This is a genomic window from Bacillus sp. 2175 (assembly GCF_057812155.1).
The window spans coordinates 3,895,104-3,910,923 of the sequence record NZ_CM173819.1 but is presented as its reverse complement, the minus strand read 5'-3'; the positions used below and the strand labels follow the sequence as shown (position 1 = coordinate 3,910,923).

The 15,820-nt window shown below is 35.9% G+C and carries 16 protein-coding genes; 12 read left to right on the top strand and 4 right to left on the bottom strand.

Annotation, left to right across the window (positions count from 1 at the left end; all coding sequences use genetic code 11):
* Positions 1-831: 831 nt before the first annotated feature.
* Both sdaAB and sdaAA read left to right on the top strand, forming a co-directional pair.
* Complete coding sequence (sdaAB, locus tag ACXKY9_RS20165) at positions 832-1,491, top strand: L-serine ammonia-lyase, iron-sulfur-dependent subunit beta (RefSeq protein ID WP_000877445.1); 660 nt, start codon at positions 832-834, stop codon at positions 1,489-1,491.
* Between the two features lie 18 nt (positions 1,492-1,509).
* Complete coding sequence (gene sdaAA, locus ACXKY9_RS20160; protein WP_000489461.1) at positions 1,510-2,388, top strand: L-serine ammonia-lyase, iron-sulfur-dependent, subunit alpha; 879 nt, start codon at positions 1,510-1,512, stop codon at positions 2,386-2,388.
* A gap of 47 nt (positions 2,389-2,435) precedes the next feature.
* On the opposite strand, the gene proI is transcribed toward sdaAA, so the two are convergent.
* Positions 2,436-3,275 carry a pyrroline-5-carboxylate reductase ProI gene (gene proI, locus ACXKY9_RS20155; RefSeq protein ID WP_000027252.1) on the bottom strand — a complete coding sequence of 280 codons (840 nt, stop codon included), beginning with the start codon at positions 3,273-3,275 and terminating at the stop codon, positions 2,436-2,438.
* Between the two features lie 165 nt (positions 3,276-3,440).
* Here proI and ACXKY9_RS20150 point away from each other — a divergent pair, with 165 nt between their 5' ends.
* Together ACXKY9_RS20150 and ACXKY9_RS20145 are read left to right on the top strand one after the other, a co-directional pair.
* A complete protein-coding gene (locus ACXKY9_RS20150) occupies positions 3,441-4,394 on the top strand; it encodes an MBL fold metallo-hydrolase (RefSeq protein WP_000125118.1) in 954 nt (317 codons plus the stop codon).
* Between the two features lie 9 nt (positions 4,395-4,403).
* A complete protein-coding gene (locus ACXKY9_RS20145; protein WP_000147791.1) occupies positions 4,404-5,198 on the top strand; it encodes an SDR family NAD(P)-dependent oxidoreductase in 795 nt (264 codons plus the stop codon).
* A gap of 30 nt (positions 5,199-5,228) precedes the next feature.
* Here ACXKY9_RS20145 and ACXKY9_RS20140 read toward each other — a convergent pair whose 3' ends face one another.
* Positions 5,229-5,414 carry a YqzH family protein gene (locus tag ACXKY9_RS20140; RefSeq protein WP_001003219.1) on the bottom strand — a complete coding sequence of 62 codons (186 nt, stop codon included), beginning with the start codon at positions 5,412-5,414 and terminating at the stop codon, positions 5,229-5,231.
* Between the two features lie 224 nt (positions 5,415-5,638).
* On the opposite strand from ACXKY9_RS20140, the gene argC reads away from it, so the two are divergent.
* The 7 genes from argC (at position 5,639) to ACXKY9_RS20105 (ending at position 11,772) form a co-directional block, all read left to right on the top strand.
* On the top strand, positions 5,639-6,676 hold the full coding sequence (argC, locus tag ACXKY9_RS20135; protein WP_000861253.1) for an N-acetyl-gamma-glutamyl-phosphate reductase: 1,038 nt from the start codon (positions 5,639-5,641) through the stop codon (positions 6,674-6,676).
* Between the two features lie 10 nt (positions 6,677-6,686).
* On the top strand, positions 6,687-7,901 hold the full coding sequence (argJ, locus tag ACXKY9_RS20130; protein ID WP_000598375.1) for a bifunctional glutamate N-acetyltransferase/amino-acid acetyltransferase ArgJ: 1,215 nt from the start codon (positions 6,687-6,689) through the stop codon (positions 7,899-7,901).
* A gap of 11 nt (positions 7,902-7,912) precedes the next feature.
* Positions 7,913-8,680: an acetylglutamate kinase gene (argB, locus tag ACXKY9_RS20125; RefSeq protein WP_000006080.1), complete on the top strand. Its 768-nt coding sequence runs from the start codon at positions 7,913-7,915 to the stop codon at positions 8,678-8,680.
* Positions 8,677-9,837 carry an acetylornithine transaminase gene (gene argD, locus ACXKY9_RS20120; protein WP_000200557.1) on the top strand — a complete coding sequence of 387 codons (1,161 nt, stop codon included), beginning with the start codon at positions 8,677-8,679 and terminating at the stop codon, positions 9,835-9,837. Before argB ends, argD begins: the two co-directional genes overlap by 4 nt.
* A gap of 12 nt (positions 9,838-9,849) precedes the next feature.
* Positions 9,850-10,800, top strand: coding sequence for an ornithine carbamoyltransferase (gene argF / locus ACXKY9_RS20115; protein ID WP_000108852.1), 951 nt, complete (start codon positions 9,850-9,852; stop codon positions 10,798-10,800).
* Positions 10,801-10,938: 138 nt separating this feature from the next.
* Positions 10,939-11,499 (top strand): DUF2062 domain-containing protein, encoded by a 561-nt coding sequence (locus ACXKY9_RS20110; protein ID WP_002005691.1) that lies wholly within the window; start codon positions 10,939-10,941, stop codon positions 11,497-11,499.
* 57 nt (positions 11,500-11,556) lie between these two features.
* Positions 11,557-11,772, top strand: coding sequence for a hypothetical protein (locus tag ACXKY9_RS20105; RefSeq protein WP_000291957.1), 216 nt, complete (start codon positions 11,557-11,559; stop codon positions 11,770-11,772).
* Between the two features lie 24 nt (positions 11,773-11,796).
* Here ACXKY9_RS20105 and ACXKY9_RS20100 read toward each other — a convergent pair whose 3' ends face one another.
* Together ACXKY9_RS20100 and ACXKY9_RS20095 are read right to left on the bottom strand one after the other, a co-directional pair.
* Entirely contained in the window at positions 11,797-12,243 is a 447-nt protein-coding gene (locus ACXKY9_RS20100) for a MarR family winged helix-turn-helix transcriptional regulator (protein ID WP_000445819.1), read from the bottom strand.
* 72 nt (positions 12,244-12,315) lie between these two features.
* Positions 12,316-13,095, bottom strand: coding sequence for a GDSL-type esterase/lipase family protein (locus ACXKY9_RS20095; protein ID WP_000755850.1), 780 nt, complete (start codon positions 13,093-13,095; stop codon positions 12,316-12,318).
* A gap of 365 nt (positions 13,096-13,460) precedes the next feature.
* Between ACXKY9_RS20095 and cpdB the strand changes: the two genes are divergently transcribed.
* A complete protein-coding gene (gene cpdB, locus ACXKY9_RS20090; RefSeq protein WP_000748647.1) occupies positions 13,461-15,785 on the top strand; it encodes a bifunctional 2',3'-cyclic-nucleotide 2'-phosphodiesterase/3'-nucleotidase in 2,325 nt (774 codons plus the stop codon).
* Positions 15,786-15,820 lie beyond the last annotated feature (35 nt).

Below are 15,820 nucleotides of genomic sequence, written 5' to 3'. Positions count from 1 at the left end.
TTTAAAAATAAAACTGTTATTATTTTATACTTATACTTGGATGATACAGAAAATTAGGATGGTTTGAATATATAGGATAAAAATACGAAATAATGATTATTTAGAAAAACTGTTATATAAGTCAGATGACATACAAGTGATACAAATAGCAGAAATGGACTTTTATTCAGAACTTTTAAAATTCAACAAAAGTAAGCGTTTTATAAAAAACAAGCTATAATGAGGGCAGATTATAATTTATGATAAGTCACATGTATTTTAGTCATTATCGTAACAAGTGAAGTTGACTAAATCATGAGAGAGTAACACGAGAATTATAATAGGAAAGATATTACTATTATTTGTCATAAGTCTTTTTCACTTTTTAGCTAAACGATATGATTAGCGAGTGTATCTATTGCAAGTTCCTTAGTTGAAGCTTTTTATTAATAAGGTGGTGGAGATTTAATTGGTAGGTATACCACTCTTTAAAAGAGTTCAGAACATCAGCAGGTAGTCTAGGTGGAATAGCGGGTGCAAATTTAGTTGCATTAGCAATGGTTATATCACTTGTTTATGCTATGCTTGCAATGGCTTCTGTGTTAAACTTTGGATTGCTACCAGACTTTATTGTGGATTATCTTGTATCATTTTTAAATGAAAATAATGCTAAGATTCTTATGTATTATGATAACTGGTGTTATTTCAGGTTATATTGGATTACTTTTATTCAAAAACTATCCAATTCGTATAGCAGAACAAATTCGTGGTACAACTGGAAAAGCGACAGATGTAGCAGCTTAATAGAATAGTAGAATAAATTTTTTTCATAGAGGTTTAGGGGGAGTTATGATGAAGTATCGCTCAGTATTTGATATTATCGGTCCAGTTATGATTGGACCATCAAGTTCACATACAGCAGGCGCGGCAAGAATGGGGCAAGTTGCTCGCCAGCTGTTTCGTCATGAACCAGAAAGAGTAAGCATTTCGTTATATGGATCATTTGCAAAGACGTATCGAGGGCATGGTACGGATGTAGCACTAATCGGTGGAATATTAGGATTTGAAACAGATGACTTACGTATTCCAGAGGCGCTAGAAATAGCAAAAGAGCGCGAAATTGAAGTGGAATTCATTGAAGAAGATGCCAATGCACCTCATCCAAATACAGCGAGAATTCGTTTGTATAAAGGTGAAGATGAAATTGAAGTTGTTGCTTGCTCAATTGGTGGCGGTAAAATTGAAGTTGTAGAATTAAACGGATTCGATCTTCAATTATCAGGCACGAGCCCAGCACTACTTATTGTAAATAACGATCGCTTTGGTGCTATTGCAGCGGTAGCTTCAATCCTTGCGAAACATGAGATTAACATTAGTACGATGAGTGTATCTCGTAAAGAAAAAGGAAGAAGAGCGCTTATGGTCATCGAAACAGATGAATTATTAGCAGATGAAGTAATTGAAGAAATAAAAGCGCAACAAAATATTTGTCAAGTAACTATTATGGAATAATTGCAGGGGGGACACACCATGTTTCGGAACGCAGCGGAACTAGTGGCGCAAGCTAAAGAACAAAATGTAAAAATCGCAGAAATTATGATTCAATGTGAAATGGAAACAAGAAGTATTTCACGTGAAGAAGTAATTGCTGGTATGGAAAAGAACTTAGTAGTGATGGAGCAAGCAGTAGAACGTGGTATTCGCGGCGTGAAATCACCAACTGGTTTAACTGGTGGAGATGCTGTAAAAGTTCAAGCGTATATGAAGAGTGGAAAAGGCTTATCTGGAGATACGATTTTGGATGCAGTAAGCAAAGCTGTGGCAACAAATGAAGTAAACGCAGCGATGGGAATTATTTGTGCAACACCAACAGCAGGGTCTGCTGGAACAGTGCCAGGTGTACTATTTGCACTAAGAGAAAAATTGCAGCCTACACGTGAAGAAATGATTGAATTCTTATTTACAGCAGGAGCTTTCGGTATGGTTGTTGCGAATAACGCTTGTATTTCTGGTGCGGCAGGAGGATGCCAAGCTGAAGTTGGTTCAGCAAGTGGAATGGCGGCTGCAGCTGCAGTTGAGATGGCTGGTGGAACACAAGATCAAGCAGCTACAGCAATGGCAATTTCATTAAAGAACATGCTTGGTTTAGTGTGTGATCCTGTTGCAGGACTTGTAGAAGTACCTTGTGTAAAACGTAATGCAGCAGGAGCTGCAAATGCGATGATCTCAGCAGATTTAGCATTAGCTGGTGTAACGAGTACAATTCCATGTGATGAAGTAATTGAGGCAATGTTTAGAATCGGACAAACGATGCCAGTAGCACTTCGTGAAACAGCAGAAGGTGGACTTGCAGCAACGCCAACTGGTCGTCGCCTGCAAGAAGAGATTTTTGGGAAGAACAATAACTAAGTGTAAATTATAGAAAAAGGAGCTCAAATAAACTTGAGCTCCTTTTTCTATTTTTCTTTTGTTAGTTGTTCTAATGTTTTTCCAAGATTATGTGATCGTTTCGTTGCCTGTGTAATACAAGAAACAAGTGCTTGTTGAAATTTATGTTCTTGTAATACTTCAATACCTGCCTCAGTAGTTCCACCAGGAGAAGTAATTTCCTTTCGCAAAATAGAAGGGTGTTTGTCACTTGCTTTTAACATTTCAGCAGCACCAATCATCGTTTGAAGAATAAGTGATTTTGCAATATCTTCTTTTAAACCAATTTTTGTTGCAGCTTCTTCCATAGCTTCCACTACGTAATAAATATAAGCAGGTCCACTTCCGGATAATGCAGTGACAGCATGCATATCTTCTTCCTCTACAACAGAGACGAGACCAATCGTTTCAAATAAAGATGTTGCAGTGTGAATATGTTCCGCTGTTGCATGTTTTGAAGGGGAGATAGCGGTAGCTGATTTTAAAATGGCTGCGGATGTATTTGGCATTGCACGAATAATTGGAACGTCTTTTTGAAGTAGTTTTCTAATTGAGTGAGTAGAAACACCTGCTAGTAATGAAATAATAAGCACGTTATTATTTATGTATTCTTTAAAAGGGGTAAGCGCCTCTGCAACATCCTTTGGTTTCATTGCTAGAAAAAGAATATTTGCATCAGTAAGTAATTCTTTTTTATTATGAGTACCTTTGACACCGTATTTTTTATGTAGCTCTTGTAATCTTGTCTCGTTAGAACGATTACTTACAGTAATTTGTTCACCTTTAACGACATTTGCATGTAACAAGCCACCAATAATAGCTTCGGCAATAGAGCCTGCACCGAGAAAGGAAATGTTTTGAATAGACATGATGTTCCTCCTTTAATTTTGGTTAGAAATTCTTATAAATGTACATACATTCGTTTTTTTATAGGAAACACCTCTTTTTATCTGAAAATAATGACAAATATATATAGAAGTTGTAAACTGAAGAAGTATTCATTTTTGAACCGGAAAGAGACAGGGGGGCTAAGCATGACGGCGATTCACCGAATGGAGATTCCTGTACCATTTGCAGTGGAAACTGTGAATGTGTTTTTAGTTGAGGGGGAGACATTAACATTAATTGATACAGGGACGAATACAGAAGAGGCAAGGAATGCGTTAGAAAGTCAATTAGGTGCATTAGGACATACGATAGAAGATATTGAAACAGTAGTCATTACGCATCATCATGCAGATCATTGTGGACTTTTAAATATATTTTCTGAGAAGACGAATATTATTGGACATCCTTGGAATGAGCCTTGGATCACACAAAATCCAGAATTTTTAAAGCGGTATCATGAATTTTTTAGAGAGACGGCCTTACAGTTTGGTGTGCCAGCAGCATTTTTGAAAGACGAGTCGTTATTGACGACGAGGACACTTAAATATTCTTGTAATAGATCGTTAACGCATACTGTGAGAGAAGGAGATCGTATTGATTCTTTGCCTGGATTTATAGTACTTGAAACACCAGGTCATGCTTCTACTCATATTTCTTTATATAGAGAATCTGATGGAATATTAATTGGTGGAGATGCTCTCATCAGTCATATTTCTTCGAATCCAATACTAGAACCACCATATGAAGGGCAAACAGAACGGGCACGCCCATTACTACAATATAATCAAACATTACAGCGTTTAAGCGAAATGAATATTTCACGCATTTTATCAGGGCATGGGGAAGATGTTCTAAATGTGAAACAACTTATTGAAACGAGATTACAAAAGCAAGAAACACGTGCTTTTAAAGTGCTTGAGTTATTAAAGGAAAAACCAATGACAGCATTTGAAGTATGTGTAAAACTATTTCCGGTATTATATAAAGAACAATTACCACTTACTATTTCAGAAACGGTTGGACAATTGGACTATTTAGCATATAATCAACAAGTGATGATTGATGAATCATCGCAACAATTGATTTATTATGCAAAGTAGGTGACAGCAATGACAGGACGTTTACAAAATAAAGTAATCGTCATTACAGGTGCTTCTAGTGGGATTGGTGAGCAAGTTGCAATGCAAGTTGCAGCACAGGGAGCGACTCCCGTATTAATGGCTCGAACAGAAGAGAAACTACAAGCGTTAGTAGACAAAATTAAAGAAACTTATAATACGCCTTGCTATTATTATGTATTAGATGTAAGTGAAGAGATGGAAGTACAGTCTGTTTTTTCAAAGGTATTACAAGAAGTAGGACGTATTGATATATTAGTAAACAATGCGGGATTTGGTATTTTTAAAACGTTTGAAGATGCGTCAATGGATGAAGTAAAAGATATGTTCCAAGTAAATGTATTTGGATTAGTAGCATGTACGAAAGCGGTACTACCTTATATGGTAAACAAGAACGAAGGACATATTATTAATATTGCTTCCCTTGCCGGAAAAATTGCAACTCCGAAATCAAGTGCGTATGCAGCAACGAAACATGCTGTATTAGGATTTACGAATAGTTTACGCATGGAATTAGCGAATACAGATATTTATGTTACAGCAATTAATCCAGGTCCGATAGATACAAACTTTTTTGAAATAGCGGATCAATCTGGTACCTATGTAAAGAATATGGGACGTTACATGTTAAAACCAACATACGTAGCAGAACAAATCGTAAAGTCGATGCACACGAAAAAACGTGAAGTAAACTTACCGAAGTGGATGGGAATTGGACCGAAACTTTATGCTTTATTCCCAGGTTTATTTGAACGTGTAGCAGGTAAATCATTAAGTAAAAAATAGGAGGTTTCCATATGGAAATCTCCTATTTTTTTATTTTCCAGTCACATAATCGTAAACGATATCCTCAACTGCCTCGTATACATCAATTTCAGTATTTGAATGAATTATCGTTTGAATATGTTTAATTAGCATTTCCTGATCTTCTTTTGATATTGGACTGCATTGATATTGCTGAAAACTTTTTATAATCATTTTCTCAATTAATTTTTCGTTCATATTTTTTCCCGCCTGTATGTACGTATGTATTGTTTTATTGTACTTGAAGTGAAATAAAAAAACTACCATGCACTATTTTTGTATAAAAATTCGGTTGTGTGTAATGTTTTTCTAGTAAAATTAAGTTTTTTTACTTTTAAAAATTTATAAATATTTAATTGACTCTATAAATATACAATATTATAATCATACTTAATTTAAAGAATCGATTTGAGGAGGAACTTATGAAAGTCGCAATTATTGGAGCCACTGGATATGGGGGCATTGAGTTAATTCGTTTATTAGAACAACATCCATATTTTTCTATAGCATCTCTTCATTCTTTTTCACAAGTTGGTGAGTGTATAACAAATGTATATCCGCATCTTCGAAATGTCCTCGTTCATACGTTACAAGAAATTGATGTGGAGACAATAGGGAAAGAAGCAGAAATCGTATTTCTAGCAACACCAGCAGGAGTATCGGCGGAGTTAACTCCCAAGTTATTAGCAGAAGGTTTAAAAGTAATTGACCTATCTGGAGACTTTCGTATGATAGATCCTTCGTCATATGAACTGTGGTATAAAAGGCCAGCAGCGAAAGAAGAAATTCTTAGAAAAGCAGTGTATGGGTTAAGTGAATGGAAAAGGACTAAGATTCAAAAGGCAAATTTAATTGCAAACCCAGGATGTTTTGCTACAGCCACATTGCTAGCGATAGCACCGTTAGTACGTAGTAGCAGGATTGAAGAAGATTCGATTATTATTGACGCGAAATCAGGGGTATCAGGAGCAGGTAAAACACCAACAACAATGACTCATTTTCCTGAGCTATACGATAACTTACACATCTATAAAGTAAACCAGCATCAGCACGTTCCAGAGATTGAGCAAATGCTTACAGAATGGAATAGTGAGTTACAGCCAATTACATTTAGCACACATTTAATACCGATATCACGAGGAATCATGATTACACTTTATGCAAAAGTAAAACAAAAGATGGAAATAAAGCAACTTCAAAAATTGTATGAAGAAACGTATGAACAATCGCCTTTCATCCGAATTTGTACGCAAGGGAAATTTCCAAGTCCAAAAGAAGTGAGAGGCTCAAATTATTGTGATATTGGCATAGCTTACGATGAAAGAACAGAAATAGTTACGGTCGTTTCTGTTATAGACAATATGATGAAAGGCGCGGCTGGGCAAGCGATTCAAAATGCAAACATAATAGCGGGACTAGAAGAGACAACAGGTTTACAACATATGCCGCTTTATCTATAAGGGGGACATGATGATTAAAGTAGCGTCTATTACAAAATTAGAAAATGGTTCAATTGTAACGCCGAAAGGCTTTTCGGCAATTGGTACTGCAAATGGTCTGAAAAAGGATTTAGGGGCAATCGTTTGTGACGTACCAGCATCATGTGCCGCTGTGTATACAACGAATCAAATACAAGCAGCCCCTTTGCAAGTAACGAAGGATAGTATAACGGCAGAAGGGAAGTTACAAGCAATTATCGTTAATAGTGGAAATGCAAATGCTTGTACTGGAATGAAAGGATTACAAGACGCATACGAGATGCGCACATTAGGGGCGGAACATTTTGGATTGAAAGAAAATTACGTTGCAGTAGCTTCAACAGGTGTAATTGGTGTTCCGCTACCGATGGATATAATCCGAAAGGGAGTTGCAACTCTTATACCGACGAAGGAAGAAAGTGAAGCATATTCTTTTTCTGAAGCAATTTTAACGACGGATCTCATAACGAAAGAAACTTGCTATGAAATGATTATTGATGGGAAGAAAGTGACGATTGCGGGTGTTGCAAAAGGTTCAGGGATGATTCATCCGAATATGGCAACGATGCTTAGTTTTATTACGACAGATGCTCATATAGAGCATGACGTATTGCAAACGGCATTATCCCAAATTACGAATCATACATTTAATCAAATTACGGTAGATGGAGATACTTCTACGAATGATATGGTCATCGTTATGGCAAGTGGATTATCAGAAACAAGGCCGATAAATATGGAACATACAGATTGGGAAACTTTCGTATGTGCTTTACAGAAGGTATGTGAAGATTTAGCAAAAAAAATTGCGCAAGATGGTGAAGGCGCTACGAAGTTAATAGAAGTAAATGTGCTAGGAGCTCAAACGAATGAAGAGGCAAAAAAAATTGCAAAGCAAATAGTCGGTTCGAGTCTTGTGAAAACAGCAATACATGGTGAAGACCCAAACTGGGGACGAATTATTAGCAGTATTGGACAAAGTGAAGTAGCTATTAGTCCGAATACAATTGACATTACTCTTCAATCTATATTGGTATTAAAAAATAGTGAGCCTCAAACATTTTCTGAAGAAGAAATGAAAGAGAGATTACAAGAAGATGAAATAGTCATTAATGTGTACTTACACTTAGGAGAAGAGACAGGATCAGCTTGGGGCTGTGACTTAAGCTATGAATATGTGAAAATAAACGCTTGTTATCGTACATAAGGAGAGAGAAGATGAGCGAATATATTGTAGTGAAATGCGGCGGTAGTATGTTGAATCAATTAAAAGCTGTGTTTTTTGAATGTATAAAGAAATTGCAACAGAAGTATAAAGTAGTGATTGTTCATGGTGGTGGGCCAGAAATTGATGCCAAATTAAAAGATTGTAACATCAACGTAGAAAAAAGAGATGGATTACGCGTAACACCAAAAGAAGTTATGGATGTTGTTCAAATGGTGCTATGCGGAAGTACGAATAAAAAACTCGTAATGAATTTACAAAAGCATAATTTACTTGCGGTAGGTTGTTCAGGATGTGACGGCAATTTACTTCAAGTTCAACCTGTCAGTGAAGAGATAGGATATGTGGGGGAAGTAAGTTATGTAGAAACAGCCTTATTAAAAGGATTAATGAATATGGAGTATATTCCTGTTATTGCTCCAATCGGGGTAAATGGTAATGAAGTTTATAACATAAATGCGGACAATGCTGCAGCTGGGATTGCGGCTGCGTTAGGGGCAAAAGAGCTTATTTTTATTACGGATGTAGATGGAATATTACATGAAGGGAATTTGGTAAAGGAAACGGATGAATCTGAAATTGCTACTTTTATAGAAACAGGTGTTATTACAGGTGGGATGATTCCGAAAGTACAGGCGGCACTAGCATCATTAAAAATGGGAGTGCAAAAGATAAGTATTGTGAATGGTACAAAAGATTTTACTGAGGTTACGGGAGAGTGTATTGGAACGACGGTAACGAAAGGTGTGAGTATTGCATGACGAGTCATCTTTTTCAAACGTATGGCAGAAGAACTATTGAGTTTGTAAAGGGAACTGGAACGAAAGTTATTGATAATAACGGTAAGGAATATTTAGATTTCACATCAGGAATTGGCGTATGTAATTTAGGACATTGTCACCCTACTGTTCTCAAAGGTGTACAAGAGCAACTTGATGATATATGGCATATATCTAACCTGTTTACAAACAGCTTGCAAGAAGAAGTTGCGTCATTATTAACAGAAAATAGAGAATTAGATTATGTGTTTTTCTGTAATAGTGGGGCAGAGGCAAATGAAGCGGCTTTAAAGTTAGCACGTAAGCATACTGGAAAATCTCTCGTCGTAACATGCCAGCAGTCTTTTCACGGTAGAACATTTGGAACGATGAGTGCAACGGGCCAAGATAAGGTAAAAGAAGGATTTGGTCCATTACTTCCATCTTTTTTACATATCCCTTTTAACGATATTAAAGCATTAGAGGAAGTAATGAATGAAGAAGTTGCGGCGGTAATGGTAGAAGTTGTTCAAGGAGAGGGAGGAGTAATACTTGCTGATCTATCTTTTTTGAAAGAGATTGAAACATTATGTAATAAGTTCGGTTCCTTATTTATTATAGACGAAGTACAAACGGGGATAGGAAGAACTGGAACACTATTCGCTTATGAACAAGTGGGAATAGAGCCTGATATCGTTACCGTTGCAAAGGCGCTTGGGAATGGGATTCCTGTCGGAGCGATGATTGGCCGGAAAGAGCTCGGAGCGTCGTTTACTGCAGGATCACACGGTTCAACTTTTGGCGGGAATTACATCGCGATGGCTGCAGCGAAAGAAGTATTGCAAGTAAGTGAAAAACCATCGTTTTTAAAAGAAGTACAAGAAAAAGGCGAGTACGTATTAGAGAAGTTGCAAGAGGAATTACAGCATGTCGAATGTATTCAAAATATACGTGGTAAGGGGCTTATGATTGGGATTGAGTGTAAGCATGAAGTTGCAAGTTTTATAGAACAACTAGAAAACGAAGGACTTCTCGTATTACAAGCAGGTCCTAATGTGATAAGACTATTACCGCCACTCATTGTCACGAATGAAGAGTTAGAACAGGCAGTATATATAATAAAAAAAGTAGTTTGTACAAAAAACGTATCAATCATATAAGGGGGAAGTTTCATGTCAACTGTACAAGTACCGAAATTAAATACGAAAGATCTTTTAACACTAGAAGAATTAACGAAAGAAGAAATTATTTCTTTAATTGAGTTCGCTATATATTTAAAAAAGAATAAGCAAGAGCCTTTATTACAAGGCAAAATATTAGGGCTTATTTTTGATAAGCATTCAACTCGTACTCGTGTATCTTTTGAAGCAGGAATGGTACAGCTCGGGGGACATGGTATGTTTTTAAGTGGGAAAGAGATGCAAATGGGAAGAGGAGAAAGCGTTTCAGATACTGCGAAAGTATTATCGCAGTATATTGACGGGATCATGATACGTACATTCTCACACGCGGATGTAGAAGAGCTTGCAAAAGAATCGAGTATTCCTGTTATTAACGGTTTAACGGATGATCACCATCCTTGTCAAGCATTGGCAGACCTTATGACGATATACGAAGAAACAAATACATTTAAAGGAATAAAATTGGCTTACGTAGGTGACGGAAATAATGTATGTCATTCATTGTTGCTAGCGAGTGCAAAAGTCGGAATGCATATGACTGTGGCAACGCCTGTAGGGTATGAACCGAATGAAGAGATTGTAAAAAAAGCGTTAGCAATTGCCAAGGAAACAGGAGCTGAAATTGAAGTTTTGCATGATCCTGAATTAGCGGTGAATGAAGCAGATTTCATTTATACTGACGTTTGGATGAGCATGGGGCAAGAGGGCGAAGAAGAGAAGTATACTTTATTTCAACCTTACCAAATCAATAACGAACTTGTTAAGCATGCGAAGCAAACATATCGTTTCTTACACTGTTTACCTGCCCATCGTGAAGAAGAAGTAACAGGAGAAATTATAGATGGACCGCAGTCTATCGTCTTTGAGCAAGCTGGTAATCGATTGCATGCTCAAAAAGCGTTATTAGTGAGTTTATTTAAAAATGTAGAAGAGCCTTCCTAAAAGGGAGGTTTTTTTATATTAAAATGTCGGATGTATATTTGGTTAACCATTTCGATATCATTTATAATAAAAGAGAAAACTAAATTTGTTTTTCAGAGTGTGTAAGGACATACTACATATAAAAATATAGTTAAAGAGATGATGAGGGTGAAAACAACTAAGAAAACATATTCGTTTTTCCAGCGGATGTGGAGAATATTAAAGTTTCAATATTATAAGTTGCTTCGATCGCCAGAAGGCGCAAAGAAAGTATCGTTAGGGTTTGCTATAGGATTCGGCTTAGAAATGTTAGTCATTTATACGGCATCGCTCGTATATGTAATATTTTATCCAATCGTCAGGTTAGCAAAGGGATCTTTTCCTGCGGCAGTTATTGGCAATATTATTGGGAAAATATCGTTTCTCCCAGTATTTTTATTTCCGCTTGCGTATGCGCTAGGAAAAATGATTTATCCATTTCATGTACAGAAAATTCATCATGAACCATTTACGATATCGGACTTGTTTTCAAGTCACATTTTTACGATATTAAAGAGCTTATTACAAAGTGAAGTGTATGTATTAATTGGAATGACGATTTTAGGAGTTGTGTTTGGTCTCATTTCATATTTCGTTGTGCATTATTTATACGAAAAGAACCGTAAGTTACGTTTGAAGAAAAGGAAGAAACGAGTGAGAGAACCACTTGTACAATTATAAACAATGTCACATTCATTTTCTCCTTTGAATATGTTTAAGAAAAAGGAGGAGAGGATAATGTATTATTATTACGTACCTCAAGTATATCCATATGTAAATTATTATCCGGTTTATGATACGAGTAGACAATACGAATTATATCGGCAACAACAATTACAGCAATTATCACAAATACCACAATTACCAACACAACAGCCTACACAGGAAAAAAAACCATATTTAACAACATGGCCATATTCCAATGTATACTATGGTAATTATTACGAATCATAAAGCTGCTTCTATTTAGAAGCAGCTTTATACGTTTGTTTTCAAAATTAAATTTTGAATGGTTTGAAGAGAATGAATGAGCTTTTCGCGCTCTTCCTCAGATAATGTTTGGAAATTTTCTTTTAGTTTGTCTAAAATGAATTGCTGATACTGATTTACTAATAATTTCCCTTCAGCTGTTAGAGAAATTAAAATGACCCGTCGATCTTTTTCGCTATAATGACGCTCTATTAGTTCTTCTTGAATAAGTTTGTTTAATAGAGGTGTCATGTTAGGCCGTGAAATCGCTAGCCGCTTGCCGATTTCGGAAACTGCTAATGTGCCGTTTTCATGCAAAAGCAGTAATACTTGTGTATGTGATGGCGGCATATGTCTTTGAGAAGAAAATTCTCCAGGAAGCATAAATTTGCGATAAAAAAGAGGCACTAGCGAAAGAAGATGATCAACAATACGTTCCCACTCGCGTGATTCCATATAAAGGCCCCCTTCCACTATCATTGTAACAAAAAAGACATGTTATAAAAATAGAATTGTTTCATGGTCGCTTTAATATTTGTAGGATAACACTTGCTTTGTAAATGTATTGGCAATAATTGCATAGCCGTTATCATTTGGGTGTACTTGGTCAAATAATAACTCTTTTTTATCATTTGATATTAATTTGCGAATTGGTAAAACGATAGATGGTTGATTTGCTTTGGAAATGGAATAAACAGATTCATTCCAGCCATCTAAAAACATATCTGCATAACTTGCGATGGAGTCATCGAGTTGTAACGGGTTATAGAGTTCTGAGAGAATGAGTAAAGCGTCCGGATTTTGATCTCGAACTGTCTTTACAATACTTTTTATATCCGCTTCAAAATGGGCTTTTTCTTTATTTAACATTTTTATACCATCTATAACACCAACATCACGATTTAAACGAAATAAATTATTTCCTCCAATATTAATTGTAATTATATTTGCTGCTCTAATTTTTTCCTTTACATCTTCTGATTGAACTTTTTTAGCGAGACGATCTGTTGTAAGACCGTTTACCCCAAGGTTTTCTACTGTAATTGGTTTATGAATTTGTGCTTCTATTTGCTTAGAAGCTAATTCAGCAAATCCACCTTGTGTCGATCCATATCCTTTAGCGAGTGAATCACCTAATACAAGATGATAAAAAGATTCGTTTGTTTGCTTATCAATCCAATTTGGGGCAGATGTTTTTTCTGTTTTTTCTTCAGATTCATTTTGTTTTGTCTCGTCGTTCTTTTCAAAATAAGAATAAGAAATGATCAGAAGGAGGAGACAAACAATTGTTAAGATGACTTTTTTCATAAATTCATCCTCCTTGTAATTGGTAATTGTATCATATTCAGCAGTATTAGCAATGTAAGGGCATATTATATGTTTATGAAAAGTTTATAATAACTTTACAGAAAATTTGTTGAAGTTTGTCAAAAAATATTGACGATAGGAAAGAACTTTATATATGATAATGTCAGATAAGGTGAAACTTTAATGAGTGGGAGCTTTATTTCCTATTAATTGTTAGTCTTCATCAATCGGGCGTTTAAGGGGACTACTCGTTAGCGCAGGATGAAATGAAAATTGTGTCTCTAATAGAAGAAAAAAGGTATGTGGTTAGAGACAGATAGGGATTCATTTCATTATTTCTGGTAATTGTATAAGGGGGATTTTTTGTGAAAAAGTCAAAAAAAATGCTGGCTGGAGCAACTCTTGCGATTGGTGTTATAGCACCGCAAGTAATGCCAGCAACAGCTCATGCAGATGAGAACACTGGGGAGAGTACAGTTAACTTACGAATTCTAGAAACATCAGATATTCACGTTAACTTAATGAATTACGATTATTATCAAACGAAAACAGATAATAAAGTAGGTCTCGTACAAACGGCAACACTCGTTAATAAAGCACGTGAAGAAGTGAAGAACTCTGTCCTATTTGATGATGGGGATGCATTACAAGGGACACCGCTTGGAGATTATGTAGCAAATAAAATAAAAGATCAGAAGAATCGTGTGGATCCTAGTTATACACATCCATTATATCGTGTAATGAATTTAATGAAGTATGACGTCATCTCTCTTGGGAATCATGAATTTAACTACGGTTTAGATTATTTAAATAAAGTGATTGAAAAAACGGATTTCCCGGTTATTAACTCGAATGTCTATATAGATGACCATGATGGTAATGATGAGAATGACGAGCATTACTTTGATAAACCATATCATATTTTAGAGAAAGAAGTAGTGGATGAAGCAGGCCAAAAACAAATAGTGAAGATTGGTGTAATGGGATTTGTTCCACCACAAATTATGAATTGGGATAAAGCGAATTTAGAAGGAAAAGTAAAGGCAAAAGATATTGTGCAAACAGCGAAAAAATTAGTTCCGGAAATGAAGGCGCAAGGTGCGGATATTATAGTTGCACTAGCGCATTCAGGTGTTGATAAGAGTGGATACAACGAAGGAATGGAAAATTCATCGTTTTATTTAGCGACAGAAGTTCCTGGCGTAGATGCAGTATTAATGGGACATTCACATACTGAAGTGAAGGATGTATTTAATGGTGTTCCAGTTGTAATGCCTGGTGTCTTTGGAAGTAACTTAGGTATTATTGATATGCAATTGAAAAAGGTAAACGGAAAATGGGAAGTACAAAAAGACCAATCTAAGCCACAACTTCGCCCGATTGCTAATAGTAAAGGTACCCCATTAGTAGAATCTGATCAAAAATTAGTTAATGAAATTAAAGATGAGCATCAAGCGACAATCGACTATGTAAATACACCTGTAGGTAAAACGAAAGCACCAATTAATAGTTATTTTTCATTAGTACAAGATGATCCTTCCGTACAAATTGTGACAAATGCGCAAAAATGGTATGTAGAACAAGAACTTAAAAAACCAGAGTACGAAGAGATTAAAGATATTCCGGTTTTATCTGCAGGCGCACCATTTAAAGCAGGTGGCCGAAACGGTGCTACATATTATACGGATATTCCAGCTGGAACGTTAGCAATTAAAAACGTTGCAGATTTATACGTGTATCCAAATACGTTATATGCTGTAAAAGTAAATGGGGCACAAGTGAAAGAATGGCTTGAAATGTCTGCAGGTCAGTTTAATCAAATTGATCCAAAGAAAACAGAAGAACAGCCGTTAGTAAATATAGGCTATCCTACATATAACTTTGATATTTTAGATGGCTTAAAATACGAAATTGATGTAACACAACCAGCGAAATACGATAAAGATGGAAAAGTTGTAAATGCAAATACGAATCGTATTGTAAATATGACATATGAAGGTAAGCCAGTAGCTGATGATCAAAAGTTCATCGTCGCTACAAATAACTATCGTGGAAGTAGTCAAACGTTCCCAGGTGTAAGTAAAGGGGAGGTTGTATACCAATCACAAGATGAAACACGTCAAATCATTGTGAAGTATATGCAAAAAATAAAAAATATTGATCCAGCAGCTGATCAAAATTGGACGTTTAAACCGATTGTTGCAGATAAATTAAATACAACATTTGATTCTTCACCAAATGCACAAAAGTATATAAAGAAAGATGGGAACATATCATATGTTGGACCATCTGAAAATGAATTTGCTAAATATGCAATTGATATAACGAAGAAAAATGATGATAAAGAAACTGGTGAAGGAAATCCAACGACACCGCCAACAGGTGGGGGAGAAAATCCAACAACACCGCCAACAGGTAATGGAGAAAACCCAACACCACCAACAGAAGAAGGTAATAATGGTAATGAACCAAAACAAGATGGAAACAATACTGGATCTGGACAAACTACAACAGATGATCAAAATACAAAAGAAACAACAACAACTGTAAGTGAAAATAAAGAAGCTGAAAAAGATGAACGTGATTTACCGAAAACAGGTGCAAGTATTGCTTCTACAATTGGAGCGGGTCTTGCGTTTGTTGGAGCGGGATTACTTATGTTATTTAGAAGAAAGAAAGCGAATAGATAGTCGAGAAATATAAAAAGGATTACCGATTTGGTAAT

Bases quoted from the DNA above. Each gene is read 5' to 3' on its own strand.
- sdaAB (WP_000877445.1), top strand. From the start codon at position 832: ATGAAGTATCGCTCAGTATTTGATATTATCGGTCCAGTTATGATTGGA.
- sdaAA (WP_000489461.1), top strand. From the start codon at position 1,510: ATGTTTCGGAACGCAGCGGAACTAGTGGCGCAAGCTAAAGAACAAAAT.
- proI (WP_000027252.1), bottom strand. From the start codon at position 3,275: ATGTCTATTCAAAACATTTCCTTTCTCGGTGCAGGCTCTATTGCCGAA.
- ACXKY9_RS20150 (WP_000125118.1), top strand. From the start codon at position 3,441: ATGACGGCGATTCACCGAATGGAGATTCCTGTACCATTTGCAGTGGAA.
- ACXKY9_RS20145 (WP_000147791.1), top strand. From the start codon at position 4,404: ATGACAGGACGTTTACAAAATAAAGTAATCGTCATTACAGGTGCTTCT.
- ACXKY9_RS20140 (WP_001003219.1), bottom strand. From the start codon at position 5,414: ATGAACGAAAAATTAATTGAGAAAATGATTATAAAAAGTTTTCAGCAA.
- argC (WP_000861253.1), top strand. From the start codon at position 5,639: ATGAAAGTCGCAATTATTGGAGCCACTGGATATGGGGGCATTGAGTTA.
- argJ (WP_000598375.1), top strand. From the start codon at position 6,687: ATGATTAAAGTAGCGTCTATTACAAAATTAGAAAATGGTTCAATTGTA.
- argB (WP_000006080.1), top strand. From the start codon at position 7,913: ATGAGCGAATATATTGTAGTGAAATGCGGCGGTAGTATGTTGAATCAA.
- argD (WP_000200557.1), top strand. From the start codon at position 8,677: ATGACGAGTCATCTTTTTCAAACGTATGGCAGAAGAACTATTGAGTTT.
- argF (WP_000108852.1), top strand. From the start codon at position 9,850: ATGTCAACTGTACAAGTACCGAAATTAAATACGAAAGATCTTTTAACA.
- ACXKY9_RS20110 (WP_002005691.1), top strand. From the start codon at position 10,939: ATGATGAGGGTGAAAACAACTAAGAAAACATATTCGTTTTTCCAGCGG.
- ACXKY9_RS20105 (WP_000291957.1), top strand. From the start codon at position 11,557: ATGTATTATTATTACGTACCTCAAGTATATCCATATGTAAATTATTAT.
- ACXKY9_RS20100 (WP_000445819.1), bottom strand. From the start codon at position 12,243: ATGGAATCACGCGAGTGGGAACGTATTGTTGATCATCTTCTTTCGCTA.
- ACXKY9_RS20095 (WP_000755850.1), bottom strand. From the start codon at position 13,095: ATGAAAAAAGTCATCTTAACAATTGTTTGTCTCCTCCTTCTGATCATT.